22 protein-coding genes and 1 pseudogene are annotated in these 22,465 nt (G+C 56.6%); 5 read left to right on the top strand and 18 right to left on the bottom strand.

Going from position 1 to position 22,465, the window contains the following annotated elements; translation table 11 throughout:
• Positions 1 to 87 (bottom strand): annotated as a pseudogene (locus VNZ60_RS02070) (50S ribosomal protein L13); the annotation flags it as partial.
• Between the two features lie 554 nt (positions 88 to 641).
• Between VNZ60_RS02070 and VNZ60_RS02075 the strand changes: the two are divergent.
• Positions 642 to 1,085, top strand: coding sequence for an OsmC family protein (locus VNZ60_RS02075; RefSeq protein WP_325656700.1), 444 nt, complete (start codon positions 642 to 644; stop codon positions 1,083 to 1,085).
• A gap of 8 nt (positions 1,086 to 1,093) precedes the next feature.
• Here VNZ60_RS02075 and coq7 read toward each other — a convergent pair whose 3' ends face one another.
• The 16 genes from coq7 to VNZ60_RS02155 all read right to left on the bottom strand — a co-directional run bounded on the left by coq7 (position 1,094) and on the right by VNZ60_RS02155 (position 18,051).
• On the bottom strand, positions 1,094 to 1,720 hold the full coding sequence (coq7, locus tag VNZ60_RS02080) for a 2-polyprenyl-3-methyl-6-methoxy-1,4-benzoquinone monooxygenase (protein ID WP_325656702.1): 627 nt from the start codon (positions 1,718 to 1,720) through the stop codon (positions 1,094 to 1,096).
• 49 nt (positions 1,721 to 1,769) lie between these two features.
• A complete protein-coding gene (locus tag VNZ60_RS02085; protein WP_325656704.1) occupies positions 1,770 to 2,579 on the bottom strand; it encodes a DUF3025 domain-containing protein in 810 nt (269 codons plus the stop codon).
• A 46-nt stretch (positions 2,580 to 2,625) separates the two neighbouring features.
• The gene (cobA, locus tag VNZ60_RS02090; protein WP_325656705.1) at positions 2,626 to 3,408 is read right to left on the bottom strand and encodes a uroporphyrinogen-III C-methyltransferase; all 783 of its coding nucleotides are present in this window, start codon (positions 3,406 to 3,408) and stop codon (positions 2,626 to 2,628) included.
• A 21-nt stretch (positions 3,409 to 3,429) separates the two neighbouring features.
• A complete protein-coding gene (locus VNZ60_RS02095) occupies positions 3,430 to 4,242 on the bottom strand; it encodes an ABC transporter ATP-binding protein (protein WP_325656706.1) in 813 nt (270 codons plus the stop codon).
• A 33-nt stretch (positions 4,243 to 4,275) separates the two neighbouring features.
• Positions 4,276 to 5,073 (bottom strand): nitrate ABC transporter permease, encoded by a 798-nt coding sequence (gene ntrB / locus VNZ60_RS02100; RefSeq protein ID WP_414648759.1) that lies wholly within the window; start codon positions 5,071 to 5,073, stop codon positions 4,276 to 4,278.
• 168 nt (positions 5,074 to 5,241) lie between these two features.
• Positions 5,242 to 6,414, bottom strand: a complete 1,173-nt coding sequence (locus VNZ60_RS02105; RefSeq protein WP_414648758.1) for a CmpA/NrtA family ABC transporter substrate-binding protein — start codon at positions 6,412 to 6,414, stop codon at positions 5,242 to 5,244.
• 378 nt (positions 6,415 to 6,792) lie between these two features.
• Positions 6,793 to 7,413, bottom strand: a complete 621-nt coding sequence (locus VNZ60_RS02110; RefSeq protein ID WP_211461435.1) for an ANTAR domain-containing response regulator — start codon at positions 7,411 to 7,413, stop codon at positions 6,793 to 6,795.
• Between the two features lie 142 nt (positions 7,414 to 7,555).
• Positions 7,556 to 8,590: a dihydroorotase gene (gene pyrC / locus VNZ60_RS02115; protein WP_325656712.1), complete on the bottom strand. Its 1,035-nt coding sequence runs from the start codon at positions 8,588 to 8,590 to the stop codon at positions 7,556 to 7,558.
• Between the two features lie 310 nt (positions 8,591 to 8,900).
• Entirely contained in the window at positions 8,901 to 9,626 is a 726-nt protein-coding gene (locus VNZ60_RS02120) for an amino acid ABC transporter ATP-binding protein (protein ID WP_211461437.1), read from the bottom strand.
• A gap of 72 nt (positions 9,627 to 9,698) precedes the next feature.
• Positions 9,699 to 10,394 (bottom strand): amino acid ABC transporter permease, encoded by a 696-nt coding sequence (locus tag VNZ60_RS02125; protein WP_325656715.1) that lies wholly within the window; start codon positions 10,392 to 10,394, stop codon positions 9,699 to 9,701.
• Between the two features lie 2 nt (positions 10,395 to 10,396).
• A complete protein-coding gene (locus VNZ60_RS02130; protein WP_325656717.1) occupies positions 10,397 to 11,149 on the bottom strand; it encodes an amino acid ABC transporter permease in 753 nt (250 codons plus the stop codon).
• A 135-nt stretch (positions 11,150 to 11,284) separates the two neighbouring features.
• Positions 11,285 to 12,232: an amino acid ABC transporter substrate-binding protein gene (locus VNZ60_RS02135; RefSeq protein ID WP_325656718.1), complete on the bottom strand. Its 948-nt coding sequence runs from the start codon at positions 12,230 to 12,232 to the stop codon at positions 11,285 to 11,287.
• 156 nt (positions 12,233 to 12,388) lie between these two features.
• Positions 12,389 to 13,246, bottom strand: a complete 858-nt coding sequence (locus VNZ60_RS02140) for an amino acid ABC transporter substrate-binding protein (RefSeq protein ID WP_414648760.1) — start codon at positions 13,244 to 13,246, stop codon at positions 12,389 to 12,391.
• Positions 13,247 to 13,547: 301 nt separating this feature from the next.
• The gene (locus VNZ60_RS02145) at positions 13,548 to 14,834 is read right to left on the bottom strand and encodes a Glu/Leu/Phe/Val family dehydrogenase (protein ID WP_325656720.1); all 1,287 of its coding nucleotides are present in this window, start codon (positions 14,832 to 14,834) and stop codon (positions 13,548 to 13,550) included.
• Between the two features lie 257 nt (positions 14,835 to 15,091).
• Positions 15,092 to 16,072: a LysR family transcriptional regulator gene (locus VNZ60_RS02150; protein WP_325656759.1), complete on the bottom strand. Its 981-nt coding sequence runs from the start codon at positions 16,070 to 16,072 to the stop codon at positions 15,092 to 15,094.
• A 98-nt stretch (positions 16,073 to 16,170) separates the two neighbouring features.
• Complete coding sequence (locus tag VNZ60_RS02155; protein WP_325656722.1) at positions 16,171 to 18,051, bottom strand: ABCB family ABC transporter ATP-binding protein/permease; 1,881 nt, start codon at positions 18,049 to 18,051, stop codon at positions 16,171 to 16,173.
• Between the two features lie 91 nt (positions 18,052 to 18,142).
• Here VNZ60_RS02155 and VNZ60_RS02160 point away from each other — a divergent pair, with 91 nt between their 5' ends.
• Positions 18,143 to 18,550, top strand: coding sequence for an acyl-CoA thioesterase (locus VNZ60_RS02160; RefSeq protein ID WP_325656724.1), 408 nt, complete (start codon positions 18,143 to 18,145; stop codon positions 18,548 to 18,550).
• Here the strand turns inward: VNZ60_RS02160 and VNZ60_RS02165 are convergent.
• Positions 18,526 to 19,383, bottom strand: coding sequence for an IclR family transcriptional regulator (locus VNZ60_RS02165; RefSeq protein WP_325656726.1), 858 nt, complete (start codon positions 19,381 to 19,383; stop codon positions 18,526 to 18,528). The two genes, VNZ60_RS02160 and VNZ60_RS02165, sit on opposite strands and share 25 nt — an antisense overlap.
• A gap of 144 nt (positions 19,384 to 19,527) precedes the next feature.
• Between VNZ60_RS02165 and VNZ60_RS02170 the strand changes: the two genes are divergently transcribed.
• From VNZ60_RS02170 to dgoD, 3 genes are read left to right on the top strand one after another with little or no spacing between them, the layout of a single operon-like run.
• Entirely contained in the window at positions 19,528 to 20,550 is a 1,023-nt protein-coding gene (locus tag VNZ60_RS02170) for a 2-dehydro-3-deoxygalactonokinase (RefSeq protein WP_325656728.1), read from the top strand.
• A 24-nt stretch (positions 20,551 to 20,574) separates the two neighbouring features.
• On the top strand, positions 20,575 to 21,231 hold the full coding sequence (locus tag VNZ60_RS02175; RefSeq protein ID WP_325656730.1) for a 2-dehydro-3-deoxy-6-phosphogalactonate aldolase: 657 nt from the start codon (positions 20,575 to 20,577) through the stop codon (positions 21,229 to 21,231).
• Positions 21,232 to 21,247: 16 nt separating this feature from the next.
• Entirely contained in the window at positions 21,248 to 22,396 is a 1,149-nt protein-coding gene (dgoD, locus tag VNZ60_RS02180; RefSeq protein WP_325656732.1) for a galactonate dehydratase, read from the top strand.
• Positions 22,397 to 22,465: the final 69 nt, after the last annotated feature.

Consider the following 22,465-nt stretch of genomic DNA (forward strand, 5'->3'; position numbering starts at 1 on the left):
GGCAACACGTCCGAGGACTTTGTCCGTCGCGTCAATCACGAACCAATCACGCTGGACTTCATGGCCCTTAGCGGAAAAAGTTTTCATGTTGACTTCCTAACTAGTTTAATTCGCTCAAATGGTGGTTCCATCGCTACCGGAGACCGGGTTGTTACACCCGAGGCTGTTAACCCTGATCCTCGTCCTGCATCGGCGACAGACTCTTCCTTGTTATCTTTTCCTGAGCAAACGGAAAAGCCGTAAATTATAGCCTTTTCAAGGACTTGAGGTCAAACCGATTGAATAAAATCGCCATTTACGCTAGGAATTGTTGTAAATGCGGTTGTGAATGCGCCTGCAAATAAGATCGTGCCGCTGATACGAATAAAAGAAAACCCGAACTGCGCTTTGGCATCGGGTTTAAATCCACTCCGATGGAGGGGTGGAGGAGACATGGCGTCAATTGCCGGAAGGAAATCAATTCAATCACGCAACTGTTAGATTGATCTTAGCAAACGGAATTGTGCATCGCAAGGTGAGAAACTGAGGTTTTTACCCAAAAATACGTCTTGAATTTTCTTTTAGCCAACAAAATCAAGGCTTAACCCCGTCCGCCAAGAGCAGTTAGAATATTGCGACACAATCACTTCCCACGAGATCATATGGAATGCACAGTTCGCTGGACCGGCTCGTCCGGCATGACGTTTTTAGCCGAAACCGGCTCCGGCCATGTATTGGCGATGGATGGCGCCCCTGACGGCGGCGGCCGCGATCTGGCGCCGCGGCCGATGGAAGTGGTGCTGGCCGGCACCGGCGGCTGCACCGCTTATGACGTGGTGCTGATCCTGCGCAAAAGCCGCCAGGATATCCGCGGCTGCGACGTCACGCTGAAATCGGAACGGGCGGAGACAGATCCTAAGGTATTTACTAAGATCCACTTCCACTTCACCGTGCGCGGCCGCAATCTGAAGCCTAATCTGGTGGAGCGCGCGATCAAGCTGTCGCATGAAAAATACTGCTCGGCTTCGATCATGCTGGAAAAAACTGCCGAGATCACCCATTCCTTCGAAATCGTCGACGACCTGGCAGAAGTTGCCGCCGACTAACTTTAGCTTTAGATATGGTAGGCGACTGTTGTCATCACTTTCGACATCGCCTGCATCACTTTTTGCACCGGGCGCGGCATTTCAGCGGCCCCCAATGTCCGCGCCGCCTCGCCGTGAGCGATTTCATCGTCGCGCATCTGCTCGACAATGGCGCGCGACTTGGCGTCTTGCAGCGGCAGCTGTTCCAGATGGCTGCTTAAATGCGCTTCGACCTGGCGTTCGGTTTCCGATACAAAACTCAGGCTGCGCACATCGCCCAGGCGCGCCGCCAGCGTGCCCAGCGCATAGGAACCGGCGTACCAAAGCGGATTCAGGAAGCTGACGTGCGAACCCAGCTCACGCAAGCGTTCCGCAGTCCAGGCCAGATGGTCTTCCTCTTCCCTGCCCGCTTCGGCAAATTGCTGTTTGATCGCCTCGCCTTGGGCGAAGCGGCCCTGGGCGTCATACAGCGCCTGCGCACAGACTTCGCCGACGTGATTGACCCGCATCAGGCCAGCGCTGTGGCGCTGCTCGGCGGCATCCAGCACGCCATCAGCGGCCTGCAAGGCCGGGTTCGGTCGTGAAGCCGAAGCTTGCCCGGTGATCACCCGCAAGGCGTTGTCGAAATCGGCGATGGCTTTGTCTATGAATGGCATGTGAAGAATCATTTATGTAAGGAAGTGGCTGAATTTTATCAGGCCGGCGTCACCTGCTGCGCTTGGGCCGAAACACCGCCGCGTCCGCATAAAAATCCTGGTCCTGGTCACGGCTCCAGCCCGGCACTCCCAACACCGGTAATGGTGTCAGACGTCCGATCAGCGCATCTTGCTGCGTCAGGTCAGCGGCGACATGCTGGTCGATCCAGCCACGCTTGGCTTCGTCTCCCAATCCAAAATAAGATTCTGGAACGCTGATCACCAAGGTATGCGCAGTGATGGCCTTATAGGGCCGCACCAGTTTTTCCAGCAAGGCGTGGCCAAACAGCCAGACTTCCGCATCCCTGGCAAACATAGGGCCGTGTTCGATAAACACTTGCTGCCACAGATGCTGGCGCAAAGCGGCAATCAACGCATGCCCGGCGGCATTGTCCTGCACCAATAGCAAAGCGGCATTTTCATCAAAGATGGTGGCGGCGTCGCGTGCCGCGCCGCGCGGTTTGCTGCTGCCGGAGAGGGTGCCGGCCTTGGCCAGTTCGGCGGCTTGCAGTGCATTCAGGCGTGCTTTGATGGTTGGGAATGACAGCCAGATCAGCGCATTCAGGAAATCGTGCAGATTGTCGCGCGTCGGCACTTTGCCGCTGTTGCCGATAAATGCTTCGTAAGCAGTCGCTGCAGGCAGTTCGGCCTGCGCCACAAAACTGATCGGCAAACCCTGATAATTGCAGATGCCGCGTTCTTGCGCTAGCGTATTCAAGGCCAGCCGCCAGTCGCCAGCTGCGCTCAAGCGCTGGCCGAGAACGCGAAACGGTTTGAGCCAGGGTTGTGACCAATCGATGAGGGCGGCGGGAGTAGACATTTGCCGCGCATTTTACCTCGCGCATTTTATCTCGTGTGCGATCGGCTCAGCCCATCGCCCGTCGCAAATTCTCCAGACCGATCCCGGCGAAGGCGTCGGCGCAACGCACTACTTCGCCGATGACGATAATGCTGGGGCTGCCGAGGCCGCTGTCATGTAAAGCTTGCGGTAACTGATCCAGACTGGTCAGCAGTTGCGCTTGCGTCGCCAAGGTCGCCGACTGGATTACTGCCACCGGCATGGTGCCGGCCATGCCCGCCGCCAGCAAGCTCTGCTGCAATTGCTGGCAACGCGCAACACCCATGTACACCACCAGCGTCAAGCCGGTTGCCACCAACGCCGTCCAGTTCGGCTGCGCGCTTTCGCTCTTGCCGTGGCCAGTGACGAAAATCACGCCCTGGCTATAGTCGCGATGAGTAGCCGCAACGCCAATGCTGGCCGCTGCCGCCATGCCGCTAGTAATCCCCGGCACCACCTCGACCATCACACCTTGCCGGCGCAAATGGGCGCGCTCTTCACCACCACGGCCGAACAGATAGGGATCGCCGCCTTTCAGACGGACCACACAATGACCCGCCTGGGCTTCCACCACCATCAGGCGTTCGATGAATTCCTGCGAAGTCGATTGGCAACCGCCGCGCTTGCCGACGTGGATCACGCGTGCGTTAGCTTGAGCATGCATCAACACCGCGGGATTGACCAGATCGTCCACCAGCAGTACATCGGCCTGGGCGATCGCCTTTACTGCCTTCAACGTCAGCAAATCCGGATCACCGGGTCCGGCGCCTACCAGCATTACTTTGCCTGCGTATTCCACAACTTGTTTCATATTTGCGCTCCCAGTCAGACATCACGCCGCTTGCGCGACCGGATGGGCTTGTTTGCGATACAAAAATTCCAGCACCGAAGTCCGGTACTCGGCATACAAAGGATCTTGCGCCAGCGCCACACGTTCGCGCGGCCGGGCCAGCCTTACTTGCACAATGTCGCCGATGGTGGCGGCCGGACCGTTAGTCATCATCACGATGCGATCGGACAACAATACCGCTTCGTCAACATCGTGGGTCACCATCACCACCGTCGATTCGGTCTTGGCGACAATCTTCAGCAACTCATCCTGCAGGTGAGCGCGGGTCAAGGCGTCGAGCGCGCCGAACGGTTCATCCATCAGCAGCACTTTGGGTTCCATCGCCAAGGCGCGGGCAATGCCCACCCTTTGTTTCATGCCGCCGGAAATTTCATGCGGACGTTTTTGTCCGGCCGCCGTCAGCCCCACCATCGCCAAGGCCGCCTTGGTGCGTTCCTTCAAGGCGCTTTTGTTTTCGGTAGCGGAAAATACGCGTTCCACGCCGAGATGGATATTTTCATGGCAGGTCAGCCAAGGCAGCAAGGAATGGTTTTGAAACACTACCGCGCGTTCTGGCGACGGGCCGGCAATTTCGCGGTTGGCGCAAATCAACACACCGTCGCTCGGCAGCAGCAGGCCGGCGATCAGATTCAGCAAGGTCGATTTACCGCAACCGGAATGGCCGATCAAGGTCACGAACTCGCCCTTGCGCACAGTCAGGTTGATATCGCGCAGTGCATGGAATTGGCCCTTGCTGGTGTTGAACACCATTTCGGCTTGATGGATATCGATGAATTTGGCGTCGCGTGGTTCCATGTTTTCCCCTGTCATGACTTGATTTCGCAAACCCTAGTTCGAAACCTGTTCGTAGGTAAATGCCTTGGCCAGGGCCACCAGCAATTGCTCCAGCAGCAGCCCGACCACGCCGATCACCACAATCGCGATGATGATGTGCGGCACATTGAGGTTGTTCCATTCATCCCAGACCCAGAAACCGATGCCAACGCCGCCGGTCAGCATTTCCGCGGCAACGATCACCAGCCACGCAGTGCCAATCGCCAGCCGCACCCCGGTCAGCATGTAGGGCAATACCGATGGCAACAGAATCTTGGTGATGATTTTCCATTCCGACAGATTCAACACGCGCGCCACGTTCATGTAATCCTGCGGCACTCTCTGCACGCCGACAGCGGTGTTGATGATCATGGGCCAGATCGAGCAAATGAAGATCGACCAGATCGCTGCCGGATTGGCCGATTTGAATACCAGCAAGCCAATCGGCAGCCAGGCCAGCGGCGATACCGGTTTCAGCAAACTGATGATGGGGCCGAACATGCTGGACAAGAATTTGAAGCGGCCAATCATGAATCCCAATGGAATCCCAATCAACGCCGCCAAGCCGAAACCGACGGCGACGCGTTGCAGCGAAGCCAGGATATTCCAGCCGATGCCCTGATCGTTGGGACTGGTCCGGTAGAACGGATCGGCAAACAGCTTGAGCGCTTCCTGCAAGGTCAGCAGCGGCGTCGGAAACTGGCTGTTGCTCATCGCGATGATCTGCCAGATCAGCACCAGGAACGCCAGGCCAAGCAGCGGCGCAATGATTTTCATCAGCCAGGACGGCATGCTGCTGCGACGGCTACTCATTTTCGGTGCTGGCCTGGGTGTGACGACAGCGGCTTCAGGAACGGCCTCGGCCGTCACGCTGTTCATTGTTGCCGCTTGACGATTTTCGTTTGCCGCTGTGTCCATGATTGCGCTCATATTGACTCTCAGATAAATCGCGGTTGCAGGTTCAGCTTGGTCTGGATTTATTTATGCACGGATCTTGAAAGAAGCGGCATAGGCTTTCGGATCCTTGCCATCCCATACCGTGCCATCCATCAATTTCGAGGTCCGCAACACGTCCTTCGGCAGCGGTGTCTTGGTCATCGCCGCCGCGTCTTTGTAGAGAGCGATCTGGCTGACAGATTTGGCCACCGCCAGGTAATCCGGATCGGATTTCAACAAGCCCCAGCGCCGGTGCTGCGTCATGAACCACATGCCGTCCGACAGATACGGGAAGTTAACCAAGCCATCGTTGTAAAACTTCATGTAGTTCGGATCGTCCCAGGTCTTGCCCAGTCCGTTCTGATAGCGCCCCATGATGCGCTGGTCGATCACATCCTTGCTGGTGTTGACATAGGATTTGTCGGCGATGGCTTCGGCCATCTTGTTCTTGTTGGCGAGCGAGGTGTCGATCCATTTTCCCGCCTCCAGAACGGCGGCGATCAAGGCACGGCAGGTGTTCGGATTTTTGGCGGCGAATTCGGCAGTGGTGCCGAGTACTTTTTCCGGATGATCCTTCCAGATTTCCTGGGTGGTAATCGCAGTAATGCCGACACCGTCGACAATCGCCCGATGGCCCCACGGTTCGCCGACGCAAAAGCCATCCATATTGCCGACCCGCATATTCGCAACCATCTGCGGCGGTGGCACTGTAATCACCTTGGCGTCCTTGAGCGGATTGACACCGTTGGCGGCCAACCAGTAATACAACCACATGGCGTGGGTGCCGGTCGGGAAAGTCTGGGCGAAAGTGTATTCGCGCTTGTCGCTGGCCATCAGTTTGGCTAGCGATGCGCCATCAACCGCCCCCTTGTCAGCCAGTTTTTTGGATAGCGTAATGGCCTGGCCGTTATTGTTGAGTCCCATCAGGATCGCCATGTCCTTTTTCTGGCCGCCGATACCCATCTGCACGCCGTAGATCAAACCCGACAAAACATGCGCCGCATCCAGCTCGCCATTGGCCAGTTTGTCGCGCACGCCGGCCCATGAAGCTTCCTTGCTGAGGATGATCTTGATGCCGTACTTTTTATCGAAGCCGAGCAGCGACGCCATCACAACCGATGCGCAATCGGTCAAAGGAATGAAGCCGATCTTGACCTCGGTTTTTTCCGGCTTGTCCGAGCCTGCGGCCCATACACCGGTGCTAGATAGTCCCAACATGCTGGCTCCTGCCGCGAGAGTTGCGGTTTGTAGTATTTGGCGGCGCTTGCCGTCGACAAGCGTGTTCGGCATGTCCGGGGTGTCTAGAGGCATTGCATTTTTTGTTTCCATCGCATGGCTCCACATTGTTTCGGCAACAAAAAAAGGCGTCGTCCCGCCATGAACAAGTCATGCGGAAAGACACCTTTGTCTTATGTGGAAAAGACCGCCGTTAGCCGATTCCAGCGGCGCCAGCGTTGGCGCTTGAAATTAACTATGCAAACCACGTGCCAGGAAATTCTTCAGGGAGTCGCTGGTTTTTCGCTCAAAAAACGCACTCGCCTTGTGCGTTGCACCAAACACGCTCGCAACAATCGGGCATTTCTGTTGAAAGTTTGTTCAGCCCAGCAAGTCGGCAGCGTCGATGATGCGTTGCGCGACCTCGGACAGTTTCAGATTCTTGTCCATTGCCAGCCGCCGCAGCTTTTGATAAGCCTCCTGCTCGCTCAGTTTGTGGTGTTCCATCAGCAAGCCTTTGGCCCGTTCCAGCAGCTTACGCTCCGCCAGCTTCAGCTTGGTGTCGGATAGCTCCGCCAGCAGCTTCTGCTCTTGCCGGAAGCGCGCCAGCGCTACCTCCAGCACTGGCTTGATGCGCGCGGTCTGCAGCCCCGCCACGATGTAAGCGGAGACGCCGGCCGCCATCGCGGCTTCCATGCTGGAAGTTTTTGCATCTTCGGTAAACAGGACTATGGGGCGGCGTGCATCGCGGGTTGCCACTACCACGTGCTCCAGCACGTCACGGGCGTCGGATTCAGCGTCGACGATGATCATGTCTGGTTGCAGTTGAGCAATGCGCTCAGGCAGATATAAATCGGCGGGCAGCGAAGCGATGATGTTGTAGCCGGCCTCCAGCAAACCGATGCGCAGAGCCTTGCCGCGCGCGGCCTGGGCCTCGAACGCAGGGTCGTCGTCGCCATCGATGGCGACTGGATTGACAACAACTATACGTAGACTTTGCATGCTTGAAACCCGTGTCCGAAGACGAATCAGTGAGCTACGGTTAGACAGGATGGAAAGACAATTTATCCATCCCTGCCCTGCATGCAAGCAAAAATCGCACCATGACGATGCAAAAGGGATTTGGCAGTGCGCTTAAATGGCTTTACGCCATCTGCCAGTCTATCGCCTCGCCACCGTTCAACGGCACCAGGGTGGCGTCCCCCAGCGGCAATTCAGCCGGCAAGGTCCACGACTGCCGTTTCAATGTGATGCTGCCCTGATTGCGCGGCAGATTGTAGAAAGCCGGGCCGTTAAAGCTGGCGAAGGCTTCCAGTTTATCCAGCGCACCCGCCTGGTCAAAGGCTTGCGCATACAACTCCATCGCATGCAGCGCGGTATAACAGCCGGCGCAGCCGCAGGCATGTTCTTTCAAACCCTTGGGATGCGGTGCCGAATCGGTGCCGAGAAAGAATCGGGTGCTGCCGGAAGTTGCCGCGCGCACCAGCGCCTGGCGGTGCTCTTCCCGCTTCAATACCGGCAGGCAGTAATAATGCGGCCGGATCCCGCCCTTGAAAATCTCGTTGCGGTTATACAGCAGGTGATGGGCGGTGACGGTGGCGGCTACCGGTCCTTCCGCGCTCTCGACATACTGGGCAGCCTCTTTGGTGGTGATATGTTCAAACACCACTTTCAGTTCAGGCATGTCGCGGCGCAGCGGTTGCATCACGCGGTCGATGAAAACTGCTTCGCGATCGAAAATATCGATCGCCGGATCGGTCACTTCGCCATGCACCAGGAACGGCATGCCGAGCTGCTGCATGGTTTCAAGCGTTTTGTAGCACTTGCTGAGGTCGGTCACGCCGGCGTCGGAATTGGTGGTGGCGCCGGCTGGATACAGCTTTACCGCGTGGACGAAACCACTGTCCTTGGCGCGCCGGATTTCGTCGGGCGGCGTATTGTTGGTGAGATACAGGGTCATCAGCGGCTCGAACGCCAAGCCCGTTGGCAAGGCGGCCAGGATCCGGTCGCGATAGGCAGCTGCCTGCGCAACGGTGGTCACCGGCGGCTTCAGGTTCGGCATCACGATGGCGCGGCCGAACTGGCGCGCACTGTGCGGCAAGACGCTAGCTAGCGCCACGCCGTCACGCAGATGCAAGTGCCAGTCGTCGGGGCGGGTAATGGTCAAGGTGTCAGTCATGTTCATTCTCTTCTGCAAAAAATCGTTCCGGCATGGCTGCCGGATTATTTAGGAAATGGCGTGTGGTCACATAGTGTCCGATCAATCGCCAGATCGGGATTGAATTGCAGGCTGCGCAGATAAGGTGTGATGGCAAGCATGGTGCGGCGGCGTCTGTGAGGATTGCCATTTTACCGCAGCCGAGGGCGAGGCCTCACCTGGCCCCGCCATTTTCCGTCTGGCAGGCACTGCCGCTGCGCTCAAACCGGCAATAAAAAAGCCGCCTGGATATGATCCAAAGCGGCTTCTTGTCCTGCGATCAACACACTGATCAGTGAATGATTTTCGCCAGGAAATCGCGGGCGCGGTCGGAACGCGGTGCGCCGAAGAATTCTTCCTTCTTGCAATCCTCGACTACCAGGCCTTTGTCCATGAACACCACACGATTGGCAACTTTTTTGGCGAAGCCCATTTCGTGCGTCACGACCATCATGGTCATGCCTTCCTGAGCCAGGCCGACCATCACGTCCAGCACTTCATTGATCATTTCCGGATCGAGCGCCGAAGTCGGTTCATCGAACAGCATCGCAATCGGGTCCATCGACAACGCGCGGGCAATCGCCACACGTTGCTGCTGGCCGCCGGACAACTGGCCTGGGAACTTGTCTTTCTGCGCAATCAGGCCGACGCGATCCAGATACTTCAAGCCTTTTTCGTTTGCTTCATCCTGGCTGCGCCCCAGCACCTTGACTTGACCGATGGTCAGGTTTTCGCGGATCGACATATGCGGAAACAGCTCAAAGTTCTGGAACACCATGCCGATGCGCGCGCGCAGTTTCGACAGATTGGTCTTGGGATCGCCGACCGAGATGCCGTCGACAGTGATGTCGCCTTTCTGGAAAGGCTCCAGGCCGTTGACGGTCTTGATCAATGTCGACTTACCCGAACCCGACGGACCGCACACCACCACCACGTCGCCCTTGGCCACTTGCGTAGTGCAATCGGTCAGGACTTGAAATTGGCCGTACCACTTGCTGACGTTGTTAAGTTTGATCATGAGTATTTCTCCTAATTCCTGAATTCTGTTTTGCAGGCCAGGCCTTGTCCTCCGATGACAAGGCACTGTCCGTTATCGAATAATCGCAACCCGTAGTTGCAGCTTCTTGACCAGCGACGACAAACCGAAGCTCATCACGAAGTACACCACGGCGACAAACATATACATTTCCACCAGACGGCCGTCACGTTGCGCGATCTTTGATGCAACAGTGACGAAGTCAGGCACCGATCCCAGCACGTAGACCAGCGAGACGTCCTGGAACAGCACGATGGTTTGCGTCAGCAGAATCGGGATCATGTTGCGGAATGCCTGCGGCAGCACCACATTGCCCATCATTTGCCAGTAATTCATGCCAAGCGCATAGCCGGCAGAAATCTGGCCGCGCGGAATCGACTGGATCCCGGAACGCATGATTTCGCAATAATAAGCTGCTTCAAACAAGATGAACGTGATCAATGCCGATGAGAACGCACCGACCTGGATCGGCTCTGAAGCTCCCACGATCCAGGCGCCGATGTACGGCACCAGAAAGTAGAACCAGAAAATCACCAGCACCAGCGGCACCGAGCGGATCAGGTTGACATAGCTGGTGGCGACAAACGAGATCGGCTTGCTATGCGACAAACGCATCATCGCCAGCAAGGTGCCGAACAGAATGCCGCCGATCATGGCCACCACGGTCAGCGTCAGCGTGAACTTCATGCCGGTGGTGAACAGGTAGAGCCAGGAGCGTTGGATGACGTCAAAATCGAAATTCGAAAACATGATCAATGCCCCCCTGTATTGGTGCTGCCGGCGGCAATAAATCCTGGTATCGCTATCACCTTTTCAAGCCAGCGCGCCAGTAACAAGGCAATCCCCGAAATGATCACGTAGATCACGGTGGCGCCGGTGAGAGATTCGAAAGTCTGGAAAGTGAATTCACGCATCGAGTAGGTAGCGGCGGTCAGTTCCACCAGGCCTATCGTCAATGCGACCGAGCTGTTCTTGATGATTGCTGCAAATTCGTTGGTCAGCGCCGGTACGATAATCCGGAACGACATCGGCAACAATACGTAGCGATATGTTTGTGGCAACGTCAGACCAAGTGCAGTACCCGCCAGCTTTTGGCCGCGAGGGAGTGCATTAATGCCAGCGGATACTTGTACAGCAATCCGCGACGACGTAAAAAAACCCAGCGCCAGGAAGGCGGTGATAAATGATGCGTTCGGCAGGCTCTTGAGCCAGCCGCCAATGCTCGCAGGGACGATTTCCGGCATGACGAAATACCAGAGAAACATCTGCACGATCAGCGGGATATTACGAAATAATTCAACGTAGCCATTGGCCACGCGGACTGCCCATTTGTTCGGCATGGTGCGAATCGTACCAATCACCGTGCCAATGACCAGCGCCATGATCCAGGCCCCTGCGGACAGCGCAAGCGTCCACTTCAGACCGGCCAGCAAGGTGTCCAGATAAGTACTGACACCGTCGGGAGACTCTTGCCAGAAGATGCCCCAGTTCCAGTTGTAATGCATATTAAGTCCCCTCTATTACTCTCTGTTCGATTGCTGCTGCCTGTATCCGGCGCACGTATTGTGCGCCGCAGCAATTCAATTCCAGATACAAAACGGGAGGCTTGCGCCTCCCATTCCGTTCTTATGTTGCCAATCTTATTTTTTCTTCAAAGATTGTTTTTGTGCTTCAGGCACGGCAGCGTAAGCAGCCGGATCGCCCGAATCAGTCGGATTGGCAAATGCAGCCTTCAATTGCGGGCTGACTGGCACGTTCAGGTTGACGCCCTTAGGTGGGATTGGCTTCAAGAACCATTTTGCATAGATATCATTGATCTGGCCTGATTTGTAGACATTGGCCAATGCAGTATCGACCGCCTTCTTGAAAGCTGGATCGTCTTTGCGCTCGATGATGCCGTACGGCTCAACCGACAAGGCTTCCGAAGTGATCACGTAATCGTTTGGTGCCCGCGAGCTTGCAGCCAGCGACGCCAGCAAGATGTCATCCATCGCAAACGCTACGGCACGGCCGGTTTCGACCATCAGGAAAGCTTCAGCATGATCCTTGGCAGCCAGGATGTTCATGCCCAGGTTGCGCTCACCGTTCAGAATGGTGACTTGCTTCAGGTTCGAAGTACCGGAAGTCGAGACGATGGTCTTGCCCTTCAGGTCATCCAGCGTCTTGATGTTGGACGATTTTTTAGCCAGCAAGCGGTTTGCCGTCACGTACATGGTCGGCGCAAAGGAAACCACCTTTTGACGCTCTGCATTGTTGGTGGCGGAATCGCAGGACAGGTCGATCGTGCCGTTCGAGATCAGCGGGATACGGGTAGCCGAAGTCACTGGCACCATCTTGACGTTCAGAGCGGTCATACCGAGTTGCTTCTGAATGGCGGTCGCGGCTTTCAGGCACAAATCGATTGAATAACCTTGATAGGACTGTTTGTCATCAAGGTAAGAAAAAGGAATGGAAGAATCGCGTACACCCAGAGTAATAGTGCCGGTATCTTTGATTTTTTTGAGTGTTCCGGTCAGTTCTTGCGCTTGTACGGAGCCAACCATCACTCCCAAGCTAACCAAAGCAGCAACTAATTTCGATGACATCATAACAACTCCCGTAGAAAAATTATCTGTATAGTTTAACAAACTCGCTGCCTCAGCAGCAGACTTAAACTCATGCTTATTTATTATTCTCACCTCTTCTCCAAAAATCCCTGTCTCCACCTTTGTATAAATTAACAATTACAGCCAATTTTCTTGTGTTTAGTTGCCAACCTGATCCGACGGAAAGCGCAACGACTCTCTGAAAAGATAGCCCATCGGCATATTCAACGTAAGATTATTTTTTGCCGGAATCGGACTCAGGAACCACTTGGTGTACAACTTATAGATCTCGCCGTCGTGGATGATGCGCCCCATTTCACGGTCGACTACTGCCTTGTATGCGGCATCGTTCTTAGGCAGCATGATAGCGTAAGGTTCCGTGGTCAAAGGTTCTCCAACCACCGCGTATGCAGCCGGATCCTTGGCGGTAGCCTTTAATCCATAGAGCAGTACATCGTCCATCACAAAGGCATCGGCAGCCTTGTCTTCCACCATCTTGAATGATTCGTTGTGATCACGTCCTTCCAACACGGTCATATTCAGCGAACGTACCTGGCCACGGTCTATCAGCGATTTGACACTGGTCGTGCCTTTGGTCGTCACCACTTTTTTGTCGCGCAGATCCGGCCAGTTTTTAATCTTGTCTTCAGTCCGCACCAGCATCCGCGACGAAGCCATGAAATGCGCAATGGTAAAGCCGACCTTCTTGCGCCGCTCCGCATTGTTAGTGGTTGAGCCACATTCCAGATCGATTTTTCCACTTGCAATCATATCGATCCGATTAGATGAGGTGACTGGAACATAAGCGATATTCAATTGCGGCAGCTTCAATTGCTGCTTCACCGCATCGGCTATCTTGAGACACAGATCGACAGCATAGCCAACCGGCTTTTTATCCTGATCCACAAAAGAAAACGGGAATGAGGCTTCTCGATAGCCAAGCGTGATGGTCTTGCTATCACGGATTTTTGCCAGTACATCTTCCGCGTGAGCAGCTGCCGCCGCGACGCTCAACATCAATGCCAACGCCACGGCCACGCCTGCATTACGCCGTGCCACCACCTTGCTACCCTGACCGTCCTTGCCTTCCCGAATTGCCACGTTACTCTCCTGTTGATTTGCGCTGTCGATATATTTTTTATGCAATGAATATTCTTAATGCAATATTCAAGCCAGCTGTTTCCTTGTCCGTGGCAACTGCTATCGCGTCACTCTTATGCAGACAATGCCCCGCATGCAAGCAGGGCCAAACAACACAAGCTCAAGCGGCATGCCGATTGAGCTTGTGCAAAACATTTCGACTATAACGCAACATCAATCAAGGATACAAACCTCGCATTTCGCGCGCTTGCAACACGCGGGTACAAGCGACGATAAAGGCCGCGGTGCGCAGCGATACTTTCTTTTCCTCAGCCAGTTGCCAGACTGCGGTGAACGCTTCGCGCATGATGCGGGTAAGGCGCAGATTGATTTCGTCTTCGGTCCAGAAGAAGCTAGAGAAATCCTGCACCCATTCGAAGTAACTCACGGTCACGCCGCCGGCGTTGGCGATCACGTCAGGCACTACCAGCACACCCTTCTCGTGCAGGATGTCATCTGCTGCAGGGCTGGTCGGACCGTTCGCGCCTTCGAGAATGATCTTGGCGCGGATCTTCGGCGCATTCTCTACGGTGATTTGCTGCTCCAATGCGGCAGGCACCAAAATATCGCAATCGACCGCCCAAAACTGCGCACGGTCGCTGATTTCTTCGCCGCCTTTGAAACCGGCGACACTGCCGGTTTCATTAACGTGGGCTTGCAACGCCGCGACGTCGAGGCCGCTGGAACGCACCACGGTAGAAATATGATCCTGCACCGCCACCACTTTGGCGCCGGCTTCCGAGAACAAGCGTGCAGCAATACCGCCAACATTACCGAAACCCTGCACGGCAACCTTGGCGCCGTGGATATCCAAGCCACGCTTGACAGCGGCTTCGCAACCGACCACGAACACGCCGCGACCGGTAGCTTCACGCCGCCCCAGGCTGCCGCCCAGGGAAATCGGCTTGCCGGTGACGACGCCCGATGCAGTGCTGCCCTGGTTCATGGAATAGGTATCCATCATCCAAGCCATGATCTGTTCGTTGGTGTTGACGTCCGGCGCCGGGATGTCTTTGTTAGGGCCGATGATGATGCCGATCTCGCTGGTGTAGCGGCGCGTCATGCGCTGCAATTCACCTTGCGACAAGGTCTTCGGGTCAACCCGGATGCCGCCCTTGGCGCCGCCGTACGGGACGTTGACTGCTGCGTTCTTGACCGTCATCCAGGCCGACAAGGCCATCACTTCGGACAGGGTCACGTCCTGGTGGAAACGCACACCGCCCTTGCCTGGGCCGCGCGATGTGTTGTGCTGGACGCGATAACCTTCGAAGTGAGCAATGGTGCCATCGTCACGTTCGATAGGGACGTCGACGATCAGCATCCGCTTCGGACGTTTCATGGTTTCAACCCAACGGGCCAAATTGCCAAGATAGGGGGTTACGCGATCGATTTGTTCGAGATAGTCGCCCCATGGGCCGATGCCATGTTGCGTGAGATAGGATGGAACTTCGTGCTTGATAGTCATATTTTTGCGCGCTCCTGGAAGTTGCAGACCGGCCCCTGGAAAAGGACAACCTTTGAAACTACAGCGGGGCTAAATCGATCTAGTGGCGAATCGTAGGACACCGGCATAGGGCAAAGCCAATGCTTTGTGCGCATGTAACTATGTTTTTTTTGCATTGATATTAAATATGCAATTTAGACGTAGCGAATGCGCGCGGCAAACGCGATTTCGCCCACAGGGGATCCAAAACAATGCCGGATCGCTGGCCGGCTCAGAATTTAAGCGAGAGCTTGCGGGGTTTTGCGTTTTGCGCTTTTGGCCGCGCCTTTGGCCGCCTCTTCCTGCTGTTGCAGCAGATAGGCCCACAACCTTGCCACCACCGGCTTGCCCGGCCTTTGCACGGTGGGACGTTCGCGATACAGGCGGATTTCCATGGTGGCCTCCCACTCCGGCGTATCATGGTCGACGCTGGCCAGTTGCTTCAGCTTGACTTCCCGCGTCACGGCGGACTCCGGCAAAAACGCCACGCCGTGTCCTTCCAGCGCCATCATTTTCAAACCCTCCGCCATGTCTGTCTCATAGCGTTTTTCAAGGTAAAGCGGTTTTTTGGCGTCGGCCAGAATCAATTCAACCATGCGCCCGAGATAGGCATTGCTGGTATAGGACAAGAATGGCAAAGGCGCGGCCGCGCTGCCGGGAAACGCGAAATCAGGCACGCCGGCCTTATTGCAATGGGCATACGCGCGCAGTACTTCGCTGCCTAAGGTGATCAAATCGTAGCGGCCGGTATCGAGCTGTACCGGCTGGCGCGGATGGTGATAGCACAGCAGCAGATCACAGCCGCCGTCGACCATGGCCATCACGGCATCGTGCACATTCAGCGCCAGCAAGCGTGTGTTGAGCGGACCGAAGCCATTTTCCAGCAAACGGATCCAGCGCGGCACATAGGTCAGCGACAAGGTATGCGGCACGGCAAAATCGACTGTGCTCAAAGCGGTCGGGCGTTTGCCGCGCATCAGCGCACGCGCGTTGTTAATCTGGCCCAGCATCTCCAGCGCCTGCTCGTAAAAGACCTCGCCGGCTGCGGTCAGGCGCGTCGGATAGGAAGTGCGATCGATCAGATCGGCTCCCAGCCACGCCTCCAGCGACTGGATGCGGCGCGAAAAGGCCGGCTGCGTGACGTGACGCAATTCTGCAGAGCGGCTGAAACTATGCGTTTCCGCCAACGAAATGAAGTCTTCTAACCATTTGCTTTCCATGCCGCTATCGTAACGCGAGTCGGCGCCGGCGGCATAGGAAATTGGCGCAGATCCAGTCAACAATCTGCGCCGGCGTTGTACTTCTACACCATCCGCGGCTACACCATCCGCACCACGTTTTCAGGGTAACCGTCATCGACGCCGGGCGACGGGCTCGCCGCCTCTTCAGGATGCGCTTGCTGGCGCAGCCACATTTGCGCATAAGCGCCGTCCGCCGCCAGCAGCTGGGCATGCGTGCCGCGTTCGATGATGTGGCCGTGATCCAGCACCAGAATCTGCGCGGCGTCGGCAATGGTCGACAAACGATGGGCGATCACCAGCGTGGTGCGGTCCTTGGCGATTTCTTTCAGCTGGGCCTGGATCGCCTGTTCGGATTTCGAATCGAGCGCGGAAGTGGCTTCATCGAAGATCAACACGGCGGGATTCTTCAACAAAGTGCGAGCGATCGCCACCCGCTGTTTTTCGCCGCCCGACAATTTCAAGCCGCGCTCGCCCACCATCGAGTTATAACCGTCCGGCAGAGACTCGATGAAATCATGGATATGTGCAGCCTTGGCAACCGCAATGATTTCTTCCTTGCTGGCGCCCGGCTTGCCATAGGCGATGTTGTACTCGATGCTATCGTTGAACAGCACCGTGTCCTGCGGCACGATGCCGATCGCCTGGCGCAGCGAGGCTTGCGTGATGTCGCGCAAATCCTGGCCGTCGATCGTGATGCGGCCGCTGTTGATATCGTAAAAACGGAACAGCAGGCGCGACAAGGTCGACTTGCCGGAACCGCTGTGGCCGACCACCGCAGTAGTGGTGCCGGCAACTATCGTGAAATCGACGTCAAACAAAATCTGGCGCTTGCTTTCGTAACTGAAATCGACATGCGCAAAACGCACCTGGGCGCCGCCGGTCAATAACGGCCGGGCCTCGGCGGCGTCGGCAATCTCGCGATTCTCATCCAGCAGATGGAACAGCCGCTCCATGTCGGCCAGGCTCTGTTTGATTTCGCGATAGATGACACCGAGAAAATTCAACGGTATGTATAACTGGATCATGAAAGAGTTGACCAGCACCAGATCACCCAGAGTCATCTTGCCGTCAATCACGCCTTGCGTTGCACGCCACAGTATCAGCGTCACCGCGATGGCGATGATCAGCGATTGCCCAGTGTTGAGCAAAGATAGTGAACTCTGCGATTTCACCGCAGCAGTTTCGTAGCGCATCAAACCATCGTCGTAGCGTCGCGCTTCGTAATCCTCGTTGCCGAAATACTTGACGGTCTCATAGTTGATCAACGAATCGATGGCCTTGGTATTGGCGCTGGAATCGAGCGTGTTCATGGTGCGCCGGAAATGGGTGCGCCACTCGGTGACGGTCACCGTAAACGTGATGTAACTGACCAGCGCCACCACCGTAATCCCGGCAAACCAGATATCGTAATGCAGCACCAGATAGCCGAGCACCAGCGAGATTTCTATCAAGGTCGGCAAGATGCTGAACAGCGCGTAGGACACCAGCGACGAGATGCCACGCGTTCCGCGTTCGATATCGCGCGTCATGCCGCCGGTCTGGCGGTTCAAGTGAAACCGCAACGACAGCGAATGCAGGTGGCGGAATACCTGCAATGCAATGGTGCGCACCGCGCGCTGAGTAACGCGGGCGAATACGAACTCGCGCAATTCTGTAAACAAAGTGGTGCTCAAACGCAGCGCGCCGTATGCCACCAGTATTCCTAGCGGCAGCACCAGCATCGCCTGCGGATGGCTGGCCGTGATGGTCATGCTGTCGACCAGTTTCTTCAGCACCAGCGGCACGCCGACATTCGCCAGCTTGGCGCCCAGCATGAACAGCAGCGCCAGCGAGACTCGCCACTTGTAAGTCCAGAGATAGGGCAGCAAGGTCTTGAGTGTGGCCCAGTCGCTGCGCTTAGGCTGGCCGCTGCCCGTGGAGGCAGCCGGCTCTGGCGACGTAGAAGAATGGTGGCGCATAGGATGACGATCTTAAAGAATGGTTTAAATGGTTTAAGCTAGGGAAATGTACAGATATAAAACTAATTGTAGCTCTCGGGGGAAATAACAGATGGCTGATCAAAACAACAACCAATTACCGCCAGACACCATGCCGCAACTGCGCGTGATGCCGATGCCGGCCGACGCCAATGTCCACGGCGACGTCTTCGGCGGCTGGATCATGGCACAAGTTGATATTGCCGGCTCGTTGCCGGCCACACGCCGCGCCAATGGCCGGGTAGCGACAATTGCGGTGAATTCCTTTTTGTTCAAGCAACCGGTATTTGTCGGCGACCTGCTGTCGTTTTACGCCGACATCGTCAAGGTCGGCAATACCTCGATCACGGTCAACGTTGAGGTGTATGCCGAGCGTAACCGCTTGCAGACAGAAATCGTGAAAGTGACGGAAGCGACGCTGACTTATGTCGCCACCGATGAGCAGCGCAAGCCGCGTCAGCTGCCGCCGCTCACGCCCTGATTTGCCTCCTGGTTTAGATCCTGGTTTGCACCGAGTTCGCTGGAGATGCCTGCGGCTGCCGCTTGCACTACCGCGATCAGCGAATGCATGCGCTTGAGCGGCATGTAGGGCAAGGTACTGGAGACGCTGATCGCAGCGACAATCATGTGGCTGGCGTCATAGATCGGCGCCGCCACACAGCGTATCGACGGTTCGTTGTCCTCCAGATCAAAGGCATAACCGCCTTTGACATATTCGCGCATCTGATCGCGAAACTCGGTCCAGCTACGCTTGGGCAATAGACCCGAAGCATAGTTGCTGGCGCTGGTACTGCGCTTCTGGTACAGATTTTTCCATTGCTCTTCACGCATGCCCAGCATCAAAGCTTTACCGACGCCGGTAGTGGCGATGGGCATCCGATGCCCCACGCGCGAACGCATTTCCAAACCCTTTTTACCGGGGATCTTGTCCAGATAGAGCACGTCGTCGGCGTCCTGCAAGGCCAGATGGATGGTGTCGCCGGATTGCTCGGCCAACTGCTCCAGATACGGCCGCGCCACCACGCTCAGCGATACTTCTTCGCGCGCCTGGAAACCTAATTCAATCAGTTTCGCCCCCAGCACGTAACCCGCGTTTGGCGTAAAGCGCAGATAGCGCTCTTGCACCAGGCAGTTCGCCAGCCGGTGCGTAGTGCTGCGTGTGGTGCCTAGCACTTGCGAGATTTGTTTCAGATCGCGCGCACCGCCGGCCACTGCCTGTAATACCGCCAGTCCACGCGTCAGGGTCTGGGTGCCAGTCGGCACAGCCGGCTCCGGATTGTCATGCGAACCTGTTGAGTCTTGCGATTTGCGCATTATGAAAACCTGTCAGAAAATATTTTGAATCCCATATATTGGGACACAATATCATATATTGACAGGAAATTGCTAGCGGAATAAAGTACGCCACACTACGGAACTCTTAAATCCTGCTCCGCACCTTTAAAGCCAGCCAAACCCATGCCGCCTGCACAGCATCAAACGCGCTTAATCGCCCTCGACTGGGGCACTTCGTCGCTCCGCGCCTATCGGCTCGGAGCCAACGGCATGACGCTGGAGTTGCGCGCCCTGCCATGCGGCGTGATGCAACTGCCTGAAGCGGATGCTGACGACAAGAGCGGTTTCGATGCCGCTTTCGAGCAAGCTTGCGGCGATTGGTTGCGGGCCGCACCAGATACTCCGGTAATCGCGGCAGGCATGGTAGGCAGCCGCCAGGGATGGTGTGAGGCTCCGTATCTGGAAGTGCCGATTGCTGTCGACAATATCGGTGGCAACTTAAGCACATTGCGCAGCCGCCAAGGCCAACTGATCCATATCGTGCCCGGCCTGATTGAGAATTCCTTGCTGCCAAATGTCATGCGCGGCGAAGAGACTCAGGTAGTTGGCGTCCTGAACGCCTGGTCCGCTCTGCCCGGCAATGGCGGAGCAGATGCGCCAAGCCGCGATATCTTGATCGGCTTGCCCGGCACCCATTCGAAATGGGTACAGATACACCGCTCGGCAGCACAAGACCAGGTGGCGCATTTCGATACTTTCATGACCGGCGAAGTCTACGCCGCCTTATGCGGCCATACCATTCTAGGGCGCAGCATGCAGGCCAGCGGCGGCGACGCGGACGCAGGACAGCGTGCGTTCGAGCGCGGCACTCTGGTCGCACAAACAGCAGCGGGCAAGGCTGGCGTGCTGTCGACCATATTCAGCACACGCACACTGGGCCTGACCGGAGTATTGGACGGCGCCAGCCAGCGCGAGTACTTATCCGGGCTGCTGATCGGCCACGAAATCGCCGCATTGAAATCCATGCTGCGAGATCAGGGACGGCAACCTTCTAAAGTGATGCTGGTCGGCGAGAGCGGCTTGTGCGAACGCTACACACGAGTGTTGCGCGCATACGATTTTGGAGCGATAGAAGTAGTGGCCCAGGCCACCGAACGCGGCCTCTGGCAACTGGCGCTGACAGCGGGATTATTACAACATGCTTAACCAGCGGAATATCGAGAAATCATCATGTTAAAAACGGCAATGAAACAATGCGGTTTGATCGCCATTCTGCGTGGCGTCCAGCCGCATGAAGTGGCGGCGATCAGCTTAAAACTGTACGAGGCCGGCTTCAGAATTATTGAAGTCCCGCTCAACTCCCCCGAACCTTTCGACAGCATCCGCACCTTGCGCGATACCTTGCCGGCAGACTGCGTAATCGGCGCCGGCACCGTCTTGACCACGGATCAAGTGGCGGCAGTCAAACGCGCCGGCGGCGAGATTATCGTGATGCCGCATAGCGACCCGCTGGTGATTGCGGCCGCCAAACAGGCCGGGCTGGCTTGCGCACCGGGCGTCGCTACGGTAACCGAAGCATTTGCCGCGCTGGCGGCGGGCGCCGACGTCTTGAAAATGTTCCCGGCCGAGCAACTGGGGCCGAGCGTAGTCAAAGCATGGCGCGCGGTGATTTCACGCGAAGTGGCGTTGCTGCCGGTGGGCGGCGTCACGCCGGAAAATCTGGCAACATTTATCAGCGCCGGCGCTTCCGGCTTCGGCCTGGGATCGGCGTTGTACAAACCCGGCCTGAGCGCCGAACAGGTCGGCCAGAACGCCGATCAATTTGTGGCCGCATGGCGTGCAGCGCAAGAAACTGCGAATGCCCCGGAAACATCGAAAAAAAATTGACCAGGAGACGAGATTAATGAAGATCACCAAGCTGACCACTTACATCGTACCGCCGCGTTGGTGTTTTCTGAAAATAGAAACCGACGAAGGCGTGGTCGGTTGGGGCGAGCCGGTCGTCGAGGGCCGCGTGCATAGCGTGGTTGCGGCCGTCGAAGAATTGTCCGACTACCTGATCGGCAAGGATCCGCGCCATATCGAAGACCATTGGACCGTGCTGTATCGCGGCGGCTTTTATCGCGGCGGTGCGATCCACATGAGCGCCTTGGCCGGCATCGACCAGGCGCTGTGGGATATCAAAGGCAAGGCGCTCGGCGTCTCGGTCAGCCAGTTGCTGGGCGGCCCGGTGCGCGACAGCATCCGCGTCTATTCCTGGATCGGCGGCGATCGCCCGGCCGATACCGCCGCAGCAGCTAAGGATGCGGTGGCGCGCGGCTTTACCGCAGTGAAGATGAACGGCACCGAAGAACTGCAATTCGTCGATTCCTATGAAAAAGTGGAAGCGACGCTGGCCAACGTCGCCGCAGTGCGCGACGCAGTCGGGCCGCACATCGGCATCGGCGTCGACTTTCACGGCCGGGTGCACAAGCCGATGGCGAAGATCCTGATCAAGGAGCTGGAACCGTACAAGCTGATGTTCATCGAAGAACCGGTACTCAGTGAAAACTACGAAGCGCTGAAAGAGCTGGCGCCGCTGACCAGCACGCCGATCGCACTGGGCGAGCGGCTGTATTCGCGCTGGGACTTCAAGCGCATCCTGAGCGAAGGTTATGTCGACATCATCCAGCCCGATGTTTCTCACGCCGGCGGCATCACCGAAACCCGCAAGATCGCCACTATGGCCGAAGCTTACGATGTGGCGGTGGCGTTGCATTGCCCGCTCGGTCCGATTGCCCTGGCTGCTTGCCTGCAGGTGGATGCGGTGTCGTACAACGCGTTCATCCAGGAGCAGAGCCTGGGCATCCATTACAACGAGAGCAACGATTTGCTCGACTACGTGAAGCAGCCCGAGGTATTTGCCTACGATAAGGGCTACGTGACCATCCCGCAGGGGCCGGGACTAGGCATCGAAATCAACGAAGAGTATGTCAAGGAACGCGCCGCTATCGGCCACCGCTGGCGCAATCCGATCTGGCGTCACAAGGATGGCAGCTTCGCCGAGTGGTAAAGCACAGACTAAACGCGCGCAGGAAGCATCGGCGCTTGGCGTCACGTTAAAAAACAAACCCCGGATGTG

It is taken from the genome of Collimonas sp. (assembly GCF_035566375.1).
Classification (GTDB): domain Bacteria; phylum Pseudomonadota; class Gammaproteobacteria; order Burkholderiales; family Burkholderiaceae_D; genus Collimonas.